The 16,757-nt window shown below is 72.8% G+C and carries 14 protein-coding genes and 1 rRNA gene; 7 read left to right on the top strand and 8 right to left on the bottom strand.

Annotation, left to right across the window (positions count from 1 at the left end):
• Window positions 1-68: 68 nt before the first annotated feature.
• Window positions 69-641, top strand: coding sequence for a GNAT family N-acetyltransferase (locus ABZ877_RS18905; protein WP_361072147.1), 573 nt, complete (start codon window positions 69-71; stop codon window positions 639-641).
• 50 nt (window positions 642-691) lie between these two features.
• On the top strand, window positions 692-1,855 hold the full coding sequence (locus ABZ877_RS18900) for a crosslink repair DNA glycosylase YcaQ family protein (protein WP_361072144.1): 1,164 nt from the start codon (window positions 692-694) through the stop codon (window positions 1,853-1,855).
• On the opposite strand, the gene ABZ877_RS18895 is transcribed toward ABZ877_RS18900, so the two are convergent.
• The 7 genes from ABZ877_RS18895 to mtnA all read right to left on the bottom strand — a co-directional run bounded on the left by ABZ877_RS18895 (window position 1,852) and on the right by mtnA (window position 10,648).
• On the bottom strand, window positions 1,852-2,604 hold the full coding sequence (locus ABZ877_RS18895; RefSeq protein ID WP_361072141.1) for a response regulator transcription factor: 753 nt from the start codon (window positions 2,602-2,604) through the stop codon (window positions 1,852-1,854). The genes ABZ877_RS18900 and ABZ877_RS18895 overlap by 4 nt on opposite strands.
• Before the next feature lie 233 nt (window positions 2,605-2,837).
• Window positions 2,838-3,539, bottom strand: a complete 702-nt coding sequence (gene raiA / locus ABZ877_RS18890) for a ribosome-associated translation inhibitor RaiA (RefSeq protein WP_361072138.1) — start codon at window positions 3,537-3,539, stop codon at window positions 2,838-2,840.
• 336 nt (window positions 3,540-3,875) lie between these two features.
• Window positions 3,876-4,688 carry a ComF family protein gene (locus ABZ877_RS18885; RefSeq protein WP_361072135.1) on the bottom strand — a complete coding sequence of 271 codons (813 nt, stop codon included), beginning with the start codon at window positions 4,686-4,688 and terminating at the stop codon, window positions 3,876-3,878.
• 125 nt (window positions 4,689-4,813) lie between these two features.
• Window positions 4,814-6,574, bottom strand: a complete 1,761-nt coding sequence (locus tag ABZ877_RS18880; RefSeq protein WP_361072550.1) for an LpqB family beta-propeller domain-containing protein — start codon at window positions 6,572-6,574, stop codon at window positions 4,814-4,816.
• A gap of 85 nt (window positions 6,575-6,659) precedes the next feature.
• The gene (gene mtrB / locus ABZ877_RS18875) at window positions 6,660-8,765 is read right to left on the bottom strand and encodes an MtrAB system histidine kinase MtrB (protein ID WP_361072132.1); all 2,106 of its coding nucleotides are present in this window, start codon (window positions 8,763-8,765) and stop codon (window positions 6,660-6,662) included.
• A gap of 1 nt (window position 8,766) precedes the next feature.
• Complete coding sequence (gene mtrA, locus ABZ877_RS18870; RefSeq protein ID WP_199836122.1) at window positions 8,767-9,456, bottom strand: two-component system response regulator MtrA; 690 nt, start codon at window positions 9,454-9,456, stop codon at window positions 8,767-8,769.
• Between the two features lie 4 nt (window positions 9,457-9,460).
• Complete coding sequence (gene mtnA, locus ABZ877_RS18865; RefSeq protein ID WP_361072129.1) at window positions 9,461-10,648, bottom strand: S-methyl-5-thioribose-1-phosphate isomerase; 1,188 nt, start codon at window positions 10,646-10,648, stop codon at window positions 9,461-9,463.
• Between the two features lie 140 nt (window positions 10,649-10,788).
• On the opposite strand from mtnA, the gene ABZ877_RS18860 reads away from it, so the two are divergent.
• From ABZ877_RS18860 to ABZ877_RS18840, 5 genes are all read left to right on the top strand, one after another.
• Window positions 10,789-12,129, top strand: a complete 1,341-nt coding sequence (locus tag ABZ877_RS18860) for a glycerophosphoryl diester phosphodiesterase membrane domain-containing protein (RefSeq protein ID WP_361072126.1) — start codon at window positions 10,789-10,791, stop codon at window positions 12,127-12,129.
• Window positions 12,130-12,151: 22 nt separating this feature from the next.
• Window positions 12,152-12,829, top strand: coding sequence for a DUF4129 domain-containing protein (locus tag ABZ877_RS18855; protein WP_361072547.1), 678 nt, complete (start codon window positions 12,152-12,154; stop codon window positions 12,827-12,829).
• Window positions 12,830-13,092: 263 nt separating this feature from the next.
• The gene (locus ABZ877_RS18850; RefSeq protein WP_361072544.1) at window positions 13,093-14,259 is read left to right on the top strand and encodes a DUF4350 domain-containing protein; all 1,167 of its coding nucleotides are present in this window, start codon (window positions 13,093-13,095) and stop codon (window positions 14,257-14,259) included.
• Window positions 14,259-15,248: a MoxR family ATPase gene (locus ABZ877_RS18845; RefSeq protein ID WP_361072541.1), complete on the top strand. Its 990-nt coding sequence runs from the start codon at window positions 14,259-14,261 to the stop codon at window positions 15,246-15,248. The genes ABZ877_RS18850 and ABZ877_RS18845 overlap by 1 nt, the downstream gene beginning before the upstream one ends.
• A 22-nt stretch (window positions 15,249-15,270) precedes the next feature.
• Window positions 15,271-16,581, top strand: a complete 1,311-nt coding sequence (locus tag ABZ877_RS18840; protein WP_361072123.1) for a DUF58 domain-containing protein — start codon at window positions 15,271-15,273, stop codon at window positions 16,579-16,581.
• Between the two features lie 88 nt (window positions 16,582-16,669).
• On the opposite strand, the gene rrf is transcribed toward ABZ877_RS18840, so the two are convergent.
• Window positions 16,670-16,757 (bottom strand): 5S ribosomal RNA (gene rrf, locus ABZ877_RS18835); the annotation flags it as partial.

Raw genomic sequence — 16,757 nt, 5'->3', positions numbered from 1 at the left:
TCGGAAGGTGCCGCCAAGGGGGACGAAAAGTCTTGGCGTCCGCTCGCGGCGCCGAGCAGAATCAGGCGATGGACCCCGTGAAGCTGACCACCGCCCGCCTGCGCCTTCGCACCTTCGAACCCGCCGACATCGACGAGGTGTGCGCGGCGGTCCAGGACCCCGGGATCCAGCGCTGGGTGCCGGTCCCCTCGCCCTACACGCGCGCGGACGCCGAGTACTTCGTCCGCAGCGTGGTCGCCGACGGCTGGCGCACCGACACCGAGTACACCTTCGCCGTCCGCACCGCCGAGGACGGCCCCGTCCTCGGCGCGGTCGCGATCCACCACCCGCGCGCGGGCACCTGGGAGATCGGCTTCTGGGCGGCCAAGGAGCACCGCGGCCGCGGCTACACGACGGAGGCCGTCCTCGCCCTGGCCCGCTGGGCCTTCACCGACCTCGGCTGTACGCGCCTGGAGTGGCGGGCGGAGGTCGGCAACACGGGCTCGCGCACGGTCGCCGAGAAGGCCGGCTTCACCATGGAGGGCACCCTGCGCTCGGGCCTGCTCAACAAGGGCGTCGTCCGCGACTGCTGGATCGGGGCGCTGCTCCCGTCGGACCTCGGCCTGCCCTGCCCGGTGCCGTACCTGCCCGCACCCGCCTGAGACCCCGGGTCCCGGCCTCACTGTCAGTGGCCCGTCCTATCGTTTCCGGCATGACGACCTTGCCGCGTCCCGCCGCCGATCTGTCCGCCGACGAAGCCCGCCGCATCGCGCTGCGCGCCCAGGGTCTCCTCGGCGCCCCGGACCGCAAGGGCGGAGTCCGCGGGGTGTTGCGCCACCTCGGCGCGGTACAGCTCGACACGATCTCGGTGCTCGCCCGCTCCCACGAGCTGATCCCGTACGCGCGCCTGGGCGCGGTCGGCCGCAGGACGGTCGAGGACGCGTACTGGACCGGCCGGCACGCCTTCGAGTACTGGTCGCACGCGGCGTGCATCCTGCCGATCGAGGAGTGGCCGCACTTCGCGTTCCGCCGCCGCGCCTACCGCAGCCGCCCGCACTGGCACCACGACCTGCCCGACGGCGCCTACGAGCAGGTCATCAAGCAGTTGCGGACCGAAGGCCCGCTCACCGCCACCGAGTTGGGCGGCGCGAAGAACAAGGGCGAGTGGTGGGACTGGTCCGAGTCGAAGATCGCCGTCGAGCGCGCGCTGATGTACGGCGAGGTGGTGTGCGTCGAGCGCCGCTCCTGGAAGCGGGTCTACGACCTGGCGGAGCGCGCCGTCCCGACCGAGCTGCTCCATGACGAGCTGGACGACCGGGCGTGCCTGCGCCGTCTGGTGCGGCAGGCGGGCGAGGCGCTCGGCGTCGGCACGCGCGCGGACATCGCCGACTACCACCGCCTCAAGAGCGAGCAGTTCGACGCGGTGATCGCGGACACCGGCCTGGTCCCGGTGGAGGTGCAGGGCTGGGCGAAGCCCGCCTGGGCCGATCCGGCGGCCCTGGCGTCGCCCCCGCGCGGCCGCCACCGCACGACGCTCCTGTCGCCCTTCGACTCGCTGGTCTGGGAGCGGGCCCGCACGGAGCGGATCTTCGGCTTCACGCACCGCCTGGAGGCGTACGTCCCCAAGCCGAAGCGGGTGCACGGCTACTTCGCTATGCCGGTCCTGGCGGGCGGCCGGCTGGTGGGCCGGGTCGACCCCGCGCGCGAGGGCACCACGCTGGTCGCCAGGCAGGTCTCCGTGGACGGCCCGAGGGCGGTCCCGGCGGTGGCGGAGGCGCTGCGGGAGGCGGCGGGCTGGGTGGGGTGCGACAGCGTACGGGTGGAGCGCATGGACGACCCCGTGCTGAAGAAGGCCCTGGTGACAGCGCTCGGCTAACGGATCTCGAGGATCTTCTCGCGCATCGCGTAGACCACGGCCTCCATCCTGGAGTGCAGCTGCAGCTTCTCCAGGATGTTGCGCACATGGTTCTTCACGGTGTTCTCGGAGATGAACAGCTCCTTGGCGATGTCCCGGTTGTTCATGCCGGTCGCGACGAGCTTGAGCACTTCGAGTTCGCGGTCGGTCAGCCGGGGCGCGGGCACGAGCCTGCGCTCGTCGGTGCGCTGGATCATCGACTTGAACTCGGTGAGCAGCTTCGACGCCATCGACGGGCTGATCTGCGACTGTCCGTCGGCCACCGCGCGGATGGCCGTGGCCACCTCGTCGGTGGAGATTTCCTTCAGCAGGTAGCCGGTCGCGCCCGCCTTGATCGCGTCGTAGAGGTCGGCCTCCTCGTCGCTGATCGTCAGCATGATGATCTTCGCGCTGGGCGCCACCTCCTTGATGGAGGTGCACGCCTCGATCCCGCCCCGCTTGGGCATCCGGACGTCCATCAGAACGATGTCGGGCAGCAGATCGGCCGCCTTGTCCACCGCCTCCGCGCCGTCCCCGGCCTCGCCCACGACCTGGATGTCCTCCTCGGCGGCGAGGACGATCTCCAGGCCGCGCCGGAACAGCGCGTGGTCGTCGACCACAAGGACCCGGATGGGCTCCTTGCGCGGGGAGCCCGCGTCCGGTCCCATGCCGGCGCCGTCGTCGGCAGCGCCGGCGTCCTCGCCCCGCATCGGTCCGAAGCTGTCCGCCATCGTTCCTCCCCCTGAAGGCCGTGGCCCGTCTTCCTGTGCCGCGCCAACCAGAGGCGCCGTCAGGCCGGTTGACCCGGCCCAGCCATGATTTCATGCCCCGGCGTCCGCGCGACGTCGGTGCGGCGCACTGGGGGGTCGCACAAAGGTGCCCCCGGGGGCGCACGCGCACTCCAGGGGCACCCGATGAGCGGGTTTTCGGACAGACGTGCCCGGGGGCCTCCGTCCGGGCGGACTCAGCCGCCGATGGCGTCACCCGCGTCCGCGCCGCGTGTCTCCGCGTCGGTCACCATGGGGTCGGTGCTGAGGTGGATGACGCCGTAGTCGTAGGCGTGGCGCCGGTAGACGACGCTCGGTTCCTTGGTCTCGGAGTCGACGAACAGATAGAAGTCGTGCCCGACCAGCTCCATCTCGTAGAGCGCCTGGTCGAGCGTCATGGGCGCCGCCACGTGCGTCTTCTCGCGCACGACGAGCGGGCCCTCGCCCTGCACCTCCAGCGAGCCCATCTTGGTGGTCGGTACGCCGTCGGCCTCGCCCTCGTCCCGGACGACCGAACCGTCCCCGTTCAGCGTCGCCGCGCCCGGGACCACCTCGGCCACCTCGGCCGCCGAGATCCGCTTGGTGCCACGCCGCGTCGAACGCTTGCTGTGCTCCTTGCGCAGCCGCGCGTCCAGCTTGTCGGTGGCGAGGTCGAGCGCCGCGTACGGGTCGCTCGCCGCGGCTTCGGCCCGGATCACCGGGCCGCGCGTGCGCAGCGTGATCTCCACGCGGTCGCACCGGTCGGCCTGTCGGGGGTTGGGCTCCTTGGACACCTCTACGTCGAGGCTGATCACCTTGCCGTCGAGCTTCTGGATCTTGTCCAGCTTCAGCTTCTCGGCCACGTGCTTGCGGAACCGCTCCGGTACCTCGGTCTTGCGGCCCTTGACGACGATGTCCACGCAGAACTCCGTTCCCGGATCGCTCCGCCTCTGTCGGCGGAGCTACTCCCTCTTGCACCAGGCTCCGGCCATATCCGGAGCCTCGGACTCGGTGACTTCCACCTCCTCCTCCCCCGCGGACAAGATCTCCACCCCACCGTTCCGGGTGATTGCGGAATCCTTGTGCAAACCCACGGGACGGCAATCCGATATGTGAGGTACAACGGCCGCCTTATCCGCCGAGTTCCTCACATCCGAACATATCTCGCCCGGACGGATGTCGTCACCCTCTACTGACGCGTACCTCCATTCAGTTGCGATAACCCTCTCGCGACCTGCGAAGACGTAGATTCTCGGTCACTTCCGGTTTATTTCGAAGGAATCCGGAGAGGTGGCGATCACCGCCCCCAGGACCTCGTTCGGCCGCGTCATTCGGAAACGCGGTACGACCCGTTCCGGTCCGTCCTCGACCTCCGCGTTACCCGAATCCGGGGGCGTCAATGCGCGTACCGCACGAGCCGCCTCGGCCAGGGAGGCACCGGTCGTCATGAGGTCGTCGACCACAACGATCCGGCCAACTTCGCGCAGAAGTTCACCTGCCCCGGCCGCCGCCTCCAGCGCACCGGCCACGTTCGCGAGCCGCTCCCGCGCGTCGAGCCCGGCCTGATCGGCCACCGGGCGCCGCTGCCGCAGCACGCTCAGGACCCGCGCGGGGACTCCGGCCCGGCGCAGCTCAGCCGCGGCACACAAGGCGATCCGCCGCATGGGGTCGTGCCCGCGGGCCCGCACCGCGCGGGGCGCGGAGGGCACGGGGACGAGTGCGATGCCGGCGGCCCCGGGCGGTCCTTGTCCGGCCTGTCCAGCCCATCCGGCCGGGTCGGCCAGGCCCCGCCGGACCGCGCCCGCGAGGGCCGCGCCGAGCGGCCCGGCGAGCCCGAGCGCCCCGCGCTCCTTGTGGGCGAGCAGCACGGCCCGTACGGCGTCCTGGTACGGCGCGGCGGCGTGCACCACCGGCAGCCCGGGCGGCTCGACCCGGGGCCGCACCCGCCCGGGCACGGCGCCGCACAACGCCGCCGAGCACCGCGCGCACAGCGACGTACGAGACCTGCCGCAGCCCGCGCACAGAGCCGGCAGCACCAGATCGGAGAGGTCCTGCCACCACCCCCGCATGCCTCCACTCTGCCAACCCGCCCGGGCCCCCACCAGCCCTGTGGACAACGCCCTGTGGACAACCGGCCTGGTCTGACAGGCAAGGGCTCCCGGGTGCGACCGGATGGAGGCTGCCGTGCGGACGGCTATCCGGGGTAGACCGGTGCCGTGCCGTCCTTCAGGACCGACTGCCACGCCGACCCCTGCGGCAGGCGGACAATCCCGTCGTCCGAGTGGGCGAGCAGCGGCAGGCGGTCGTCCTCGGACGCGGCGATCTCGCTGACCCGGGTCAGGCCGGGCAGCGCCTGGCCCGTCGGGGTGGACCCGTCGGACTGCACGTACCGCATCTGCTGGAGTTCCCCGGCCTCCCGGCCGACGACCACGAGGCGGCTGCCGCCCGCCCAGGACACGGCGGTGACGTCCTCCATCTCCGGCGCGGCGACGCGCAGGTCGGCGACCGAGAACTCCACACCGCCGTCCCTGTCGGCATCCCGTTCGACCCGCCCGATCCGCAGCGACGTCGTGCCCTTCTCCTTCACGAGCAGCGCGATCCGGGCGCCGTCGGCGGACATCTTCACCGCCTCGATCCGCGCGCCGTCGGCGAGCCCCTCCGTGGTGACCTCCCGCAGGTGGTCGCCGAGGCCCTGTTCGAACACGAGGAGCCGCGGGTGCTTCGGATCCCGGTCGGCGACCCACAGGTCACCGCGCCCGTCCCAGCTCGGCGTCGACAGGCCGTCCTTCTCGGAGGCCGCGTGGCTGCGCACCAGCGCGTCCCCCAGCGAGGCGCTGGAGACGAACGAGGCCACGTACAGCGCCCGCCCGTCCCGCGACACGCCCGCCCCGCGCTCCTGGTCCCGCGAGACCGCCACGGCCCGCAGCGACTGCACGCCCTCGCCGAGCGGCCCCGGCACCTGCGCCGGTTCCCGGTCGGAGCTGCTGTTGCCCGCCATCCGGACGAGCCGTCCCTTGGCGTCCAGGAAGTACTGGTTGTCCAGGACGGGCGAGCGCCGGGGCGCCACGAAGGCGTCCGCCTCCGACTCGTTCAGCGCGCACATGAAGCGGCCGTCCGCGCGCTTCAGCTCGACCTCGCTCACGCTCGACGACGACAGGTCCCGCAGGGAGTACAGGAGCTGGGCCGCCATCTCCTTGCACTTGGTCGGGGTGACCGTCTCGGCCTGCGTGTTCAGCGGCACGGTCAGCTTGTTCGCGTCGTCCGGCGCCAGCGACTCGACGCCCTTCTTCAGCCCCGCCCCCGTCGGGAACGCCGTCCGCACCGCGGGGTTCAGCCACCGCGTCGGCCCGGCGAGGACCTCCTTGACCGTCTCGGTCAGCGGATCCGTCCACTGCCGTACGAAGACGGGGTCGGCGACGAGCTGCTTGCGCGCCGCCGCGTCGTCGGGAACGGAGTCCACGGCGTAGTAGTACTTGTTGACGGACTGGTAGATCCGCTGGAAGTCGGACTCCCCGAGCACGACACCGGTCGGCAGGTCGTCGATCCGCCACTGGTCGCCCTTGGCGGTCTTGACCAAGGACAGGTGCAGATTCCCCTCGTACTGGCCGGAGTCCGGCTGATACGCCTGCTGCCGGTCGACCGTGGCGACCCGCTGCCCCGACAGCTTGAAGGACTGCCCCTCGTCGCCGCCGTCCTGCTGACTGGCCGGGCGGGCGCTCGGCCCGTCGGCGAGCACGACCGTCTCCTGCCCCGGCCGCCACTCCTTCGCCGCCTTCGGCGTCAGATACTTGCGGGCCATGGCGTACGAGGGATCATCGCTGGTCAGCGCCTCGAGAAAACCTTCGACAACGCTGGTGGGGCTGGCGCCGTCCCGGGGCGGCAACGCGAACACGCGCACCTGCGAGTCCGGCCGCTGCGACGCCTCCACGGACTCGAGCCCGCCCTTGTCCGGCATGGACGCGCACCCGGCGAGCACCACCACGGCGCACCCGACGAACGCCCCGCCCCGGGCCCGGCGCCCCCGGCCGGCCCGCCACACCTCACGCACGCCCACGCCCGCCCCCTTCACCAAGCCCACCCGTCTCCGGCACCCCGCTCCGGCGCGCCCCCGCGCTCGCGGACCCCTCGGCCCGGCCCGGCCCCGGCTCCACACGATCACCCGGCTGACGTGGCACGCTCGCCACACCGTCGCCGGTGGACGCTCCGCCACGGGGCACCACGCGCGCGCCGCTGCCCGGCAGCGCCGTCGGGTCCGCGGGGACCGACGTCTGCGGGAAGCGCGGCGCCATCTGCGTCTGCGCCGCACCGGTCTGCGGGGCCTGCGCCGGCACCGTCGCCAGTTTGCGGCCCTGGTCCGCCGTCTCCGTGTCGCCCGGCGCGCGGCCGCGCCGCGAGTCCTCCGGCTCCAGCGGGATCGGCGACCCGCGCAGCGGCTCGTCGGCGGTACGCGGCAGGGTCAGCCGGAACTGCGAACCTCCGCCCGGCTCGCCCCACGCCTGGAGCCAGCCGCCGTGCAGCCGCGCGTCCTCCAGGGCGATCGACAGGCCGAGCCCCGTGCCGCCGGTGGTACGCGCGCGTGCCGGGTCGGCCCGCCAGAAGCGGCTGAACACACGCGTCGCCTCGCCCGGCTTGAGCCCGACGCCGTAGTCGCGCACCGCCACGGCGACCGCGCCGCCCGCTGCGGCGAGCCGCACCACGACGTCCTTGCCCTCACCGTGCTCGACGGCGTTCACGACGAGGTTGCGCAGGACACGCTCCACCCGGCGGGCGTCCGCCTCGGCCACCACCGGCTGGTCGTCGCCGACGACGCGTATGTGTGTGCCCTTGCGCTCGGCGAGCGGCTCGGCGCCGCCGACCACCCGGCGCACGACCTCCCGCAGATCTATCGGCTCGGCCTCGAGGGCCGCCGCGCCCGCGTCGAACCGGCTGATCTCCAGCAGGTCCGCGAGCAGCGACTCGAACCGGTCGAGCTGATCGGCGAGCAACTCGGCGGAGCGCGCCGTCACCGGATCGAAGTCGACCCGCGCCTCATGGATGACGTCGGCGGCCATCCGTACGGTCGTCAGCGGCGTGCGCAGCTCATGGCTCACGTCGGAGACGAACCGCCGCTGCATCCGCGACAGGTCCTCCAGCTGCTGGATCTTCAGGTGCAGGTTCTGCGCCATCTTGTTGAAGGCTTCGCCGAGGCGCGCGATGTCGTCCTCACCGGTCACCTTCATACGTTCCTGGAGGCGGCCCGCGGAGAGCCGCTCGGCCACCCCGGCCGCCATCCGCACGGGCGTGACGACCTGCCGCACGACGAGCCAGGCGATCGCCCCGAGCAGCACGACCACGAACAGTCCGGCCGTCGCGAGGGTGCCCTTGACGAGGCCGAGGGACTTCTCCTCCTGGGTGAGCGGGAAGAGGTAGTAGAGCTGGTAGGCATGGCCCTGTGGGTCGGTGAGCCGCTTGCCGATGACGAGGCCGGGCTGCGAGTCACCGCTGCTGTAGACGATTCGCGTGTACTCCTGCGAGGCGCCCGTCATCCGGTCGACCCGCGCGCGCAGGTCGTCGGGCACGCTGCGGTCGGGCACCACGTCACCGGAGCCGCGCGGCCCCCGCCCATTGCCGCTGTCGGCGTCGCCGGGGCTGAGCGTGACCACGTCGAAGGCGCCCTTGCCGCCGCTGGAGAGCTGCGTCACCAGGTCGCTGAGCCAACTGTTGGGCACCTGGCTGGCGCGGCTGTCGTCGGACGTGCCGCCGCCCGCCCCGGTCACCGCCAGGTCCGCCCGGTCCTTGGCCGCGCGGAACCCGCCCTCGGCCTGGCTCTGCGACGCCTTGACCTTGGCGTCGAGCAGGCCGTTGCGCACGGAACCGATGACGACGATGCCGAGCACCAGCACGACACCGAGCGACATCAGCAGCGTCGTGACGACCACCTTCAACTGGATGTTGCGCCGCCACAGCCGCATCGCGGGCAGCAGCGGCCGCCGCACCCAGCGGGTGAACAGGCGCAGCACCGGGCTGCCGTTCATCCCGCCCTGGAGCAGCAGCCCGCCGTCCAGGAGGCGGCGCAGCCGGGATCCGCGTCCGGCCGCGGGTCCCACAGGCCGCTCCGGACGGGTCCCCGGCTTGCCGGGCGCCGAAGCGGCACTGTTCCGGGACATGTCAGCTCGGTCCGGCCTTGTAACCGACGCCACGGACGGTCACCACGATCTCCGGCCGCTCGGGGTCCTTCTCGACCTTCGAGCGCAGCCGCTGCACATGCACGTTGACCAGGCGGGTGTCCGCCGCGTGCCGGTAGCCCCAGACCTGCTCCAGGAGCACCTCACGCGTGAACACCTGCCAGGGCTTGCGCGCGAGCGCGACCAGCAGGTCGAACTCGAGCGGCGTCAGCGCGATCGACTGCCCGTCCCGCTTGACCGAGTGCCCGGCCACATCGATGACCAGGTCACCTATGGCCAGCTGCTCGGGCGCGGGCTCCTCCGACCTCCGCAGCCGCGCCCGGATACGGGCCACGAGCTCCTTCGGCTTGAACGGCTTCACGATGTAGTCGTCCGCGCCCGACTCCAGGCCCACGACGACATCGACGGTGTCGCTCTTCGCCGTGAGCATCACGATCGGCACCCCGGACTCCGCCCTGATCAGACGGCAGACCTCGATGCCGTCCCGGCCGGGCAGCATCAGGTCGAGGAGGACCAGATCGGGCTTGGTCTCACGAAAAGCGGCCAGCGCCTTGTCGCCGTCAGCCACGAACGACGGCTCAAAACCTTCACCACGCAGCACAATGCCGAGCATCTCGGCCAGTGCGGTGTCGTCGTCGACGACAAGGACTCGTCCCTTCATGGACCACATCATCCCATTAGCTCATCGTTACCTGGCGTGACCTGGAACACAGCTCACCCAGACTCCCACCTGTCACCGGGGAAACAACGCCCCACTCGGTGACGATCGCCGTCACCAGCTCCGGCGGCGTCACGTCGAACGCGGGGTTGTACGCCTGCGTCCCCAACGGTGCCACCGGAATCCCGCCACCCGCCTCCATCCCGGCCAGCGGCGCCTGCGGCGCCGTGACCTCCGTCACCTCGTGTCCCGCCCGCTGCTCCACCTCGATGGACGCACCGTCCGGAGTCGTCAGGTCCACCGTCGTCAGCGGCGCCACCACGATGAATGGGACGTGGTGATATCGAGCCAGCACGGCGAGCGGATAGCTCCCCACCTTGTTGGCCACCGAACCGTCCGCGGCAATCCGGTCCGCGCCGATCAGCACCGCGTCCACCTCGCCCGCGGCGAACAGCGACCCCGCCGCGTTGTCCGTGAGCAGCGTGTACGCCATCCCGTTGCGCGCCGCCTCGTACGCCGTGAGCCGCGCGCCCTGGAGCAGCGGACGCGTCTCGTCCACCCACAGCCGGCGCAGCCGCCCCGCCCGGTGCGCGGCGAGCGCCACGGCGAACGCGGTGCCCTCCCCGCCGGACACCAGCGCCCCGGTGTTGCAGTGCGTCAGCACCCGGTGGTTGCCGCCGGGCAGCAGCTCGTCGAGCAGCCGCAGCCCGTGCTCGGCCATCTTGGCGCTGGCCGCGGCGTCCTCCTGGTGGAGCGCCCGCGCGGCGGCGAGCGCGGCCGCGGCGGCCCGCTCCTGAACGGCGGCCCCTCCTCCCGAGCCGTTCCCCAGAGCGTCGCGGTAGGCCGCCTGGGCCCGGCGCACCCCGTACGCCAGATTCACCGCGGTGGGCCGCGCCCCCGCCAGCGCGTCCGCCGCGTCCTGCACGTCGAATCCGCGGGCCGCCGCGAGCGCCACTCCGTACGCCCCGGCGATGCCGAGCAGGGGAGCGCCGCGCACGGACAGGGAGCGGATCGCCTGCACCAGCCCCTGCGGGTCGGTGCAGACCAGCTCGATCTCCTCGGCCGGCAACCGGGTCTGGTCGAGCAGGACCAGAACGGGCCCCTCGGCCGGTTCCTCCCACCGGATCGCCGGTATGTCGATGGTCGTGGGCTGTATGTCCTCGCCGGGCCGTATGTCCCCGCCGGTTTGCGCGTACTGATCAGCCATCTGCCCAGTCTGCCCCGGACCGGGCCGACAATTGAAGGTGCCAAGCCCCTACGGGCCCAGGTCACCTGGCGCCCGCCCCATGGCACGATGGCAGGCAACCTGCCGCCGCGACCGCGGACGGGCACCGTGAAGGAGCGACGATGAACGACACTCCGGGCTGGGCATCGCCCGGATCCGCCCCCTCTGACCGTCCTGGCGACCCCCGCCAGGACGGTCAGAGCGGCGACAAGCAGGGCGCGGTCCCGCAGGACCCCGCGGGCCAGGGCCCCCAGTGGTCCAAGGAGCAGCCGCCGCCCGCCCAGTGGTCCGCCCCTTCCGGCCCGCCCGCACCCGACTCCGGCCAGGCCCCGCCTCCGCCGCCCCCACCTCCGGCCCCCGGCCAGAACCAGGGCTGGGGCGGCCAAGGCTGGGGCGGCGGCCAAGGCTGGGGCGGCAACCAGGGCGGCTACGGCGCCCCCGGCCCCTGGGGGCACGGCGGCTACGGCGGCCCGCCCCCCGCCGCCAAGCCCGGCGTCATCCCGCTGCGCCCGCTCGGCGTCGGCGAGATCCTCGACGGCGCGGTGTCGACCATGCGGACGCACTGGCGCACCGTCCTCGGCATCGCGCTCACCGTCGCCGTGCTCACCCAGGTCCTCCTCGTCCTGCTCCAGGGCTTCGTCCTCGACGACTCGCGCACCGACGTCCTCGACGACCCCAACGCCAGCGCCTCCGAGGTCACGCGCGCGATGGGCGGGATCTTCGCCGGCACCGGCGTCGTGCAGGTGGTCACCCTGCTCGGCACGATCGTCGCGACGGCCCTGCTCACCACCGTCACCAGCCGCGCCGTGCTCGGTCGGTCCGTCACCATCGGAGAGGCCTGGCGCGATGCCCGCCCCCAGGTCCTGCGCCTGCTCGGCCTGACGCTGCTGCTCCCCCTGATCGCCGCCGTGCTCGTCTTCGTGGGCACCGTCCCCGGCATCCTCGTCGCCGTCCTCGGCTCCACCGACGGCGGTGTCGCCCTGGCCGTCGTCGGCGGCCTCGCCGCGCTCGTGGTCGTGATCTGGCTGATGATCCGCTTCTCGCTCGCCTCGCCCGCGCTGATGCTGGAGAAGCAGACCGTCCGCAAGGCCCTGAGCCGCTCCACCAAGCTCGTCCGCGGCTCGTGGTGGCGGGTCCTCGGCATCCAGCTCCTCGCGTCGGTCATCGCCGGCGTCGTGAGCTCGATCATCCTGGTGCCCTTCAGCATCCTCGCCGGAGCCGTCAGCGGCGACGGCCTCAGCAGCTTCCTCGACACCGGCGGCGACGTCGGCTGGGCCTTCCTGATCATCACCGGCATCGGCTCGGTCATCGGCTCCACCATCACCTTCCCGATCACCGCGGGCGTCACGGTGCTGCTCTACATAGACCAGCGCATCCGCCGCGAGGCCCTCGACCTCGAACTCGCGCGCGCCGCCGGCCTCCAGGGCTACGGGGAGACCCCCGGCGCCACCCCGGGGAGCTGACGGGGTGAGCGCGTCCGGGGGGATGCTCGGGGCCGCGGCCCTGCTCACACGCGCCGGCGGCGACGAGCCGCCGGTGACGATCCCGCGCGACCCCGCGCGGGAAGCGGCCGAGCGGGAGCTGTCCAAACCCGCGTACCACGAGAACGACCCGAGCCTGTTCATCCGCGCCCTGAACAAGTTCTGGGAGTGGGTCGGCGACCTCTTCTCCGCCGCTTCCGGCGCCGCCCCGGGCGGCACGGTTGGCCTGATCGTCATCGTCCTGGCCGTCCTCGCCCTGGCCCTCCTCCTGTGGTGGCGCCTGGGCACCCCCCGCCGCTCCCCCGCCTCCTCGCGGGCCCCGCTCTTCGACGACCGCCCGCGCAGCGCCGCCGACCACCGCGCCGCCGCCGACGCCCACGCCGCCCAGGGCCACTGGAACCAGGCCGTCCAGGAACGCATGCGCGCCCTCGTCCGCTCCCTGGAGGAACGCGCCCTCCTCGACCCGCGCCCCGGCCGCACCGCCGACGAGGCGGCCACCGAGGCCGCCCGCCCCTTCCCGGCCCACACCGACGCCCTCCACAAGGCGGCCCGTGCCTTCGACGACATCGCGTACGGCGGCCGCACCGCCACCCGGTCCACGTACGAACACCTCACGGCCCTGGACACCGAGGTGGCCCGCACCACCCCCGCCCTGCCCAGCCCTGCGGGAGCCTCCAGGTGACCGACCCGCGCACCCCGAACCCCGAGCAGACGCCCGACCAGCAGCAGGAACAGGGCAGCGGCACCCACCGCGACAGCGGCAGCGCGACCCATGACCCGGGCGACCCGACCCCCCAGCCCCCGGGCTCGCCGCACACGGCTCCCCGGGCCCCCGGAATTACGCTCACCTCCCCGCCGTCCACGCCCCCGGCCCCCACCTCCGTAGCGGCGCACCCCGAACTCGCGCCGTCCGGGTCGGCCACCACCCCGGACACCGGCACCTCCGTGACCCCGACGCCGCGCCAGATCTGGACCCGCACGCGCGGCATCGCCCTCGCTCTCGTCCTCCTCCTGGTCACCGGCGTGGCCATCGCCGCGATCCGCTCCGGCGAGAAGCACGGCACGCTCGACCCCCGCTCCGCCGACCAGTACGGCAGCCGGGCCGTCGCCGAACTCCTCGCCGACCGGGGCGTGGACACGCGCGTCGTCACGACGACCGCCGAGGCGCGGGCCGCGACCGACCGCGACACCACCCTCCTCGTGGCCGTCCCCGACCTGCTCACCCCGCACCAGCAGGAACAACTGCAGACCGAGACCGACCTGTCGGGCGGCCGCACCCTGCTCGTCGCCCCGAGCGCCGCCTCCGTCGAGCGCCTCGCCCCCGGCGTCACCGCCGACCCCACGCCCAGTGTGGACAGCACACTCGCCCCGGACTGCACCCTGCCCGCGGCCCGCCGCGCCGGCACCGCGGACACCGGCGGCCACCGCTACGCCACCACCCGCGGCGACGCCACCACCTGCTATCCCAGCGACGGCTCCCCCACGCTCCTGCGCCTCCCCGCGGCCACGGGCAACGGCGACACCGTCGTCCTCGGCTCCCCCGACATCCTGCTCAACGACCGCCTCGACGAGCACGGAAACGCCTCGCTCGCCCTGCAACTCCTCGGTACCCGCCCCCATGTGGTCTGGTACCTCCCCTCCCTCTCCGACGAAGCCGCGTCAGCGGACGCACAGAACGACCGCAGCTTCTTCGACCTGATCCCCTCCGGCTGGCTCTGGGGCACCCTGCAACTCTTCATCGCGGCAGCCCTCGCCGCCCTGTGGCGCGCACGCCGGCTGGGCCCCCTGGTCCCCGAACGACTCCCCGTCGCGATCCGCGCCTCCGAGACCGTCGAAGGCCGCGCCCGCCTCTACCGCAAGGCGAACGCCCGCGACCGCGCCGCCACGGCCCTGCGTATCTCCACCCGCACCACGCTGGCCCCCCTCATCGGCGTCCCCCCGTCCCAGGCCCACACGCCCGAGACCTTCCTCCCCGCCCTGGCGCGCCAACTCCCGACGCCCGGCCAGGACTTGCACACCCTCCTCTTCGGCCCGCCGCCGACCACCGACGCAGCGCTCATCGCACTCGCCGACCACCTCGACGCCCTCGAAAGAGAGGTACGCCATTCATGATGGACCCGACCACTGACAACGCCGGGCCCACGACCGATCCCCGCAGCTCAAGGGCGTCCCTGGAGGCCCTGCGCACCGAGATCGCGAAGGCCGTGGTCGGCCAGGACCCCACCGTCACGGGCCTGGTCGTGGCCCTGCTCTGCCGCGGCCACGTCCTCCTCGAAGGCGTCCCCGGCGTGGCGAAGACCCTCCTCGTACGCGCCCTCGCCGCATCCCTCGAACTCGACACCAAGCGCGTCCAGTTCACCCCGGACCTGATGCCCAGCGACGTCACGGGCTCCCTCGTCTACGACACCCACACCTCCCGCTTCTCCTTCCAGCCGGGCCCGGCCTTCACCAACCTCCTCCTCGCGGACGAGATCAACCGGACCCCGCCCAAGACCCAGTCCTCCCTCCTGGAGGCCATGGAGGAGCGCCAGATCACGGTCGACGGCACCCCGCGCCCGCTCCCCGACCCGTTCATGGTCATCGCGACCCAGAACCCGGTCGAGTACGAGGGCACGTACCCCCTCCCCGAAGCCCAACTGGACCGCTTCCTCCTCAAGCTGAACGTTCCTCTCCCCACCCGCCAGGACGAGATCGACGTCCTCACCCGCCACGCCGCCGGCTTCAACCCCCGCGACCTCCAGGCAGCGGGCATCCGCCCCGTGGCCACGGCGGCCGACCTGGAGACGGCCCGCGCCGCCGTCGCGAAGACCACGGTCTCCCCCGAGATCACGGCGTACGTCGTCGACATCTGCCGCGCCACCCGTGAATCCCCGTCGCTGACCCTCGGCGTCTCCCCGCGCGGCGCCACGGCCCTGCTCTCGACGGCCCGCGCCTGGGCCTGGCTCACCGGCCGCGACTACGTCACCCCCGACGACGTCAAGGCCCTCGCCCTGCCCACCCTCCGCCACCGCGTCCAACTGCGCCCGGAGGCGGAAATGGAGGGCGTGACCCCGGACTCGGTCATCAACGCGCTCCTCACCCACGTCCCCGTCCCCCGCTGACCAGGCCGGAGACGACAACGACATGGCCCTCACCGGACGCACGGCCCTGCTCGCCGCCCTGGGCTCCCTCCCCGTCGGGATCTGGGAGCCCAGCTGGACGGGCATCCTCGCCGTCAACACCCCCCTGGCCCTGGCCTGCGCCTGCGACTTCGCCCTTGCGGCCCCCGTACGCCGCCTGCGCCTCACCCGCTCCGGCGACACCTCCGTACGCCTCGGAGACCCGGCCGACGTCACCCTGACGATCACCAACCCCTCACGCCGCCCGTTGCGCGCCCACCTCCGCGACGCCTGGCCGCCCAGCACCTGGCGCCAGGGCACGGAACACGACGCGTCCCGCCACCACGTGACGATCCCCGCGGGCGAACGCCGCCGCGTCACCACCCGCCTCCTGCCCACCCGCAGAGGCGACCGCCAGGCGGACCGCGTGACCGTCCGCTCCTACGGCCCACTCGGCCTCTTCACCCGCCAGGGCACCCACGCCGTCCCGTGGACGGTCCGTGTCCTCCCCCCGTTCCACAGCCGCAAGCACCTCCCCTCGAAGCTGGCCCGTCTCCGCGAACTCGACGGCCGCACCAGCGTCCTGACCAGGGGCGAAGGCACGGAGTTCGACAGCCTGCGCGAGTACGTCCCCGGCGACGACACCCGCTCCATCGACTGGCGCGCGACCGCCCGCCACTCAGCGGTCGCCGTCCGCACCTGGCGCCCCGAACGCGACCGCCACATCCTGCTTGTTCTCGACACCGGCCGTACGTCAGCGGGCCGCGTCGGCGACGCACCCCGCCTGGACGCCTCGATGGACGCGGCTCTCCTCCTCGGCGCCCTGGCCTCCCGCGCCGGCGACCGCGTCGACCTCCTCGCCTACGACCGTCGCACCCGCGCCCTGGTCCAGGGCCGCACGGCCAACCAAGTCCTCCCGGCCCTGGTCAACGCCATGGCCCCACTGGAACCGGAGCTCGTCGAAACAGACGCCCGCGGCCTCACCGCCACAGCCCTGCAGACAGCTCCCCGCCGCTCCCTCATCGTCCTTCTTACGTCGTTGGAGGCGGCCCCCGTCGAGGAAGGCTTGCTCCCCGTCCTGGGTCGCCTGACCAAACGCCACACGGTGATCGTCGCCTCTGTCGCGGACCCGGCGATCGAATCGATGGCGGCGTCCCGCGGCACCACGGAGGCTCTGTACAACGCGGCTTCAGCGGCTCAGGCCAAGGCGGAACGTCTCCGCACGGCAGAGAAGCTCACCCGGCACGGTGTCACGGTGGTGGACGCGACCCCGTCGGAATTGGCTCCTGCTCTGGCGGACGCCTATCTGTCACTGAAGGCGGCTGGCCGCCTCTGAGAAAGGGGGCGGTCGGGCCGCCCGTACACCTAGCCGTAAACGCAGAAAAGCCCCGTGCCGAATGGCACGGGGCTTTTCTCTACAATTAGTTCGGCGGCGTCCTACTCTCCCACAGGGTCCCCCCTGCAGTACCATCGGCGCTGTGAGGCTTAGCTTCCGGGTTCGGAATGTAACCG

The organism is Streptomyces sp. NPDC046939, from assembly GCF_040644575.1.
In the GTDB taxonomy this organism is placed as follows: domain Bacteria; phylum Actinomycetota; class Actinomycetes; order Streptomycetales; family Streptomycetaceae; genus Streptomyces.
The sequence above is the reverse complement of the archived record's forward strand: the minus strand, read 5'-3'. Positions and strand labels throughout refer to the sequence as shown.

Excerpts from the sequence above, each read along its gene's own strand:
- ABZ877_RS18840 (WP_361072123.1), top strand. The coding sequence starts at position 15,271 with ATGGCCCTCACCGGACGCACGGCCCTGCTCGCCGCCCTGGGCTCCCTC.
- ABZ877_RS18880 (WP_361072550.1), bottom strand. The coding sequence starts at position 6,574 with ATGCCGGACAAGGGCGGGCTCGAGTCCGTGGAGGCGTCGCAGCGGCCG.
- ABZ877_RS18895 (WP_361072141.1), bottom strand. The coding sequence starts at position 2,604 with ATGGCGGACAGCTTCGGACCGATGCGGGGCGAGGACGCCGGCGCTGCC.
- mtnA (WP_361072129.1), bottom strand. The coding sequence starts at position 10,648 with ATGGCTGATCAGTACGCGCAAACCGGCGGGGACATACGGCCCGGCGAG.
- ABZ877_RS18845 (WP_361072541.1), top strand. The coding sequence starts at position 14,259 with ATGGACCCGACCACTGACAACGCCGGGCCCACGACCGATCCCCGCAGC.
- ABZ877_RS18905 (WP_361072147.1), top strand. The coding sequence starts at position 69 with ATGGACCCCGTGAAGCTGACCACCGCCCGCCTGCGCCTTCGCACCTTC.
- ABZ877_RS18900 (WP_361072144.1), top strand. The coding sequence starts at position 692 with ATGACGACCTTGCCGCGTCCCGCCGCCGATCTGTCCGCCGACGAAGCC.
- mtrA (WP_199836122.1), bottom strand. The coding sequence starts at position 9,456 with ATGATGTGGTCCATGAAGGGACGAGTCCTTGTCGTCGACGACGACACC.
- ABZ877_RS18860 (WP_361072126.1), top strand. The coding sequence starts at position 10,789 with ATGAACGACACTCCGGGCTGGGCATCGCCCGGATCCGCCCCCTCTGAC.
- ABZ877_RS18885 (WP_361072135.1), bottom strand. The coding sequence starts at position 4,688 with ATGCGGGGGTGGTGGCAGGACCTCTCCGATCTGGTGCTGCCGGCTCTG.
- mtrB (WP_361072132.1), bottom strand. The coding sequence starts at position 8,765 with ATGTCCCGGAACAGTGCCGCTTCGGCGCCCGGCAAGCCGGGGACCCGT.
- ABZ877_RS18855 (WP_361072547.1), top strand. The coding sequence starts at position 12,152 with ATGCTCGGGGCCGCGGCCCTGCTCACACGCGCCGGCGGCGACGAGCCG.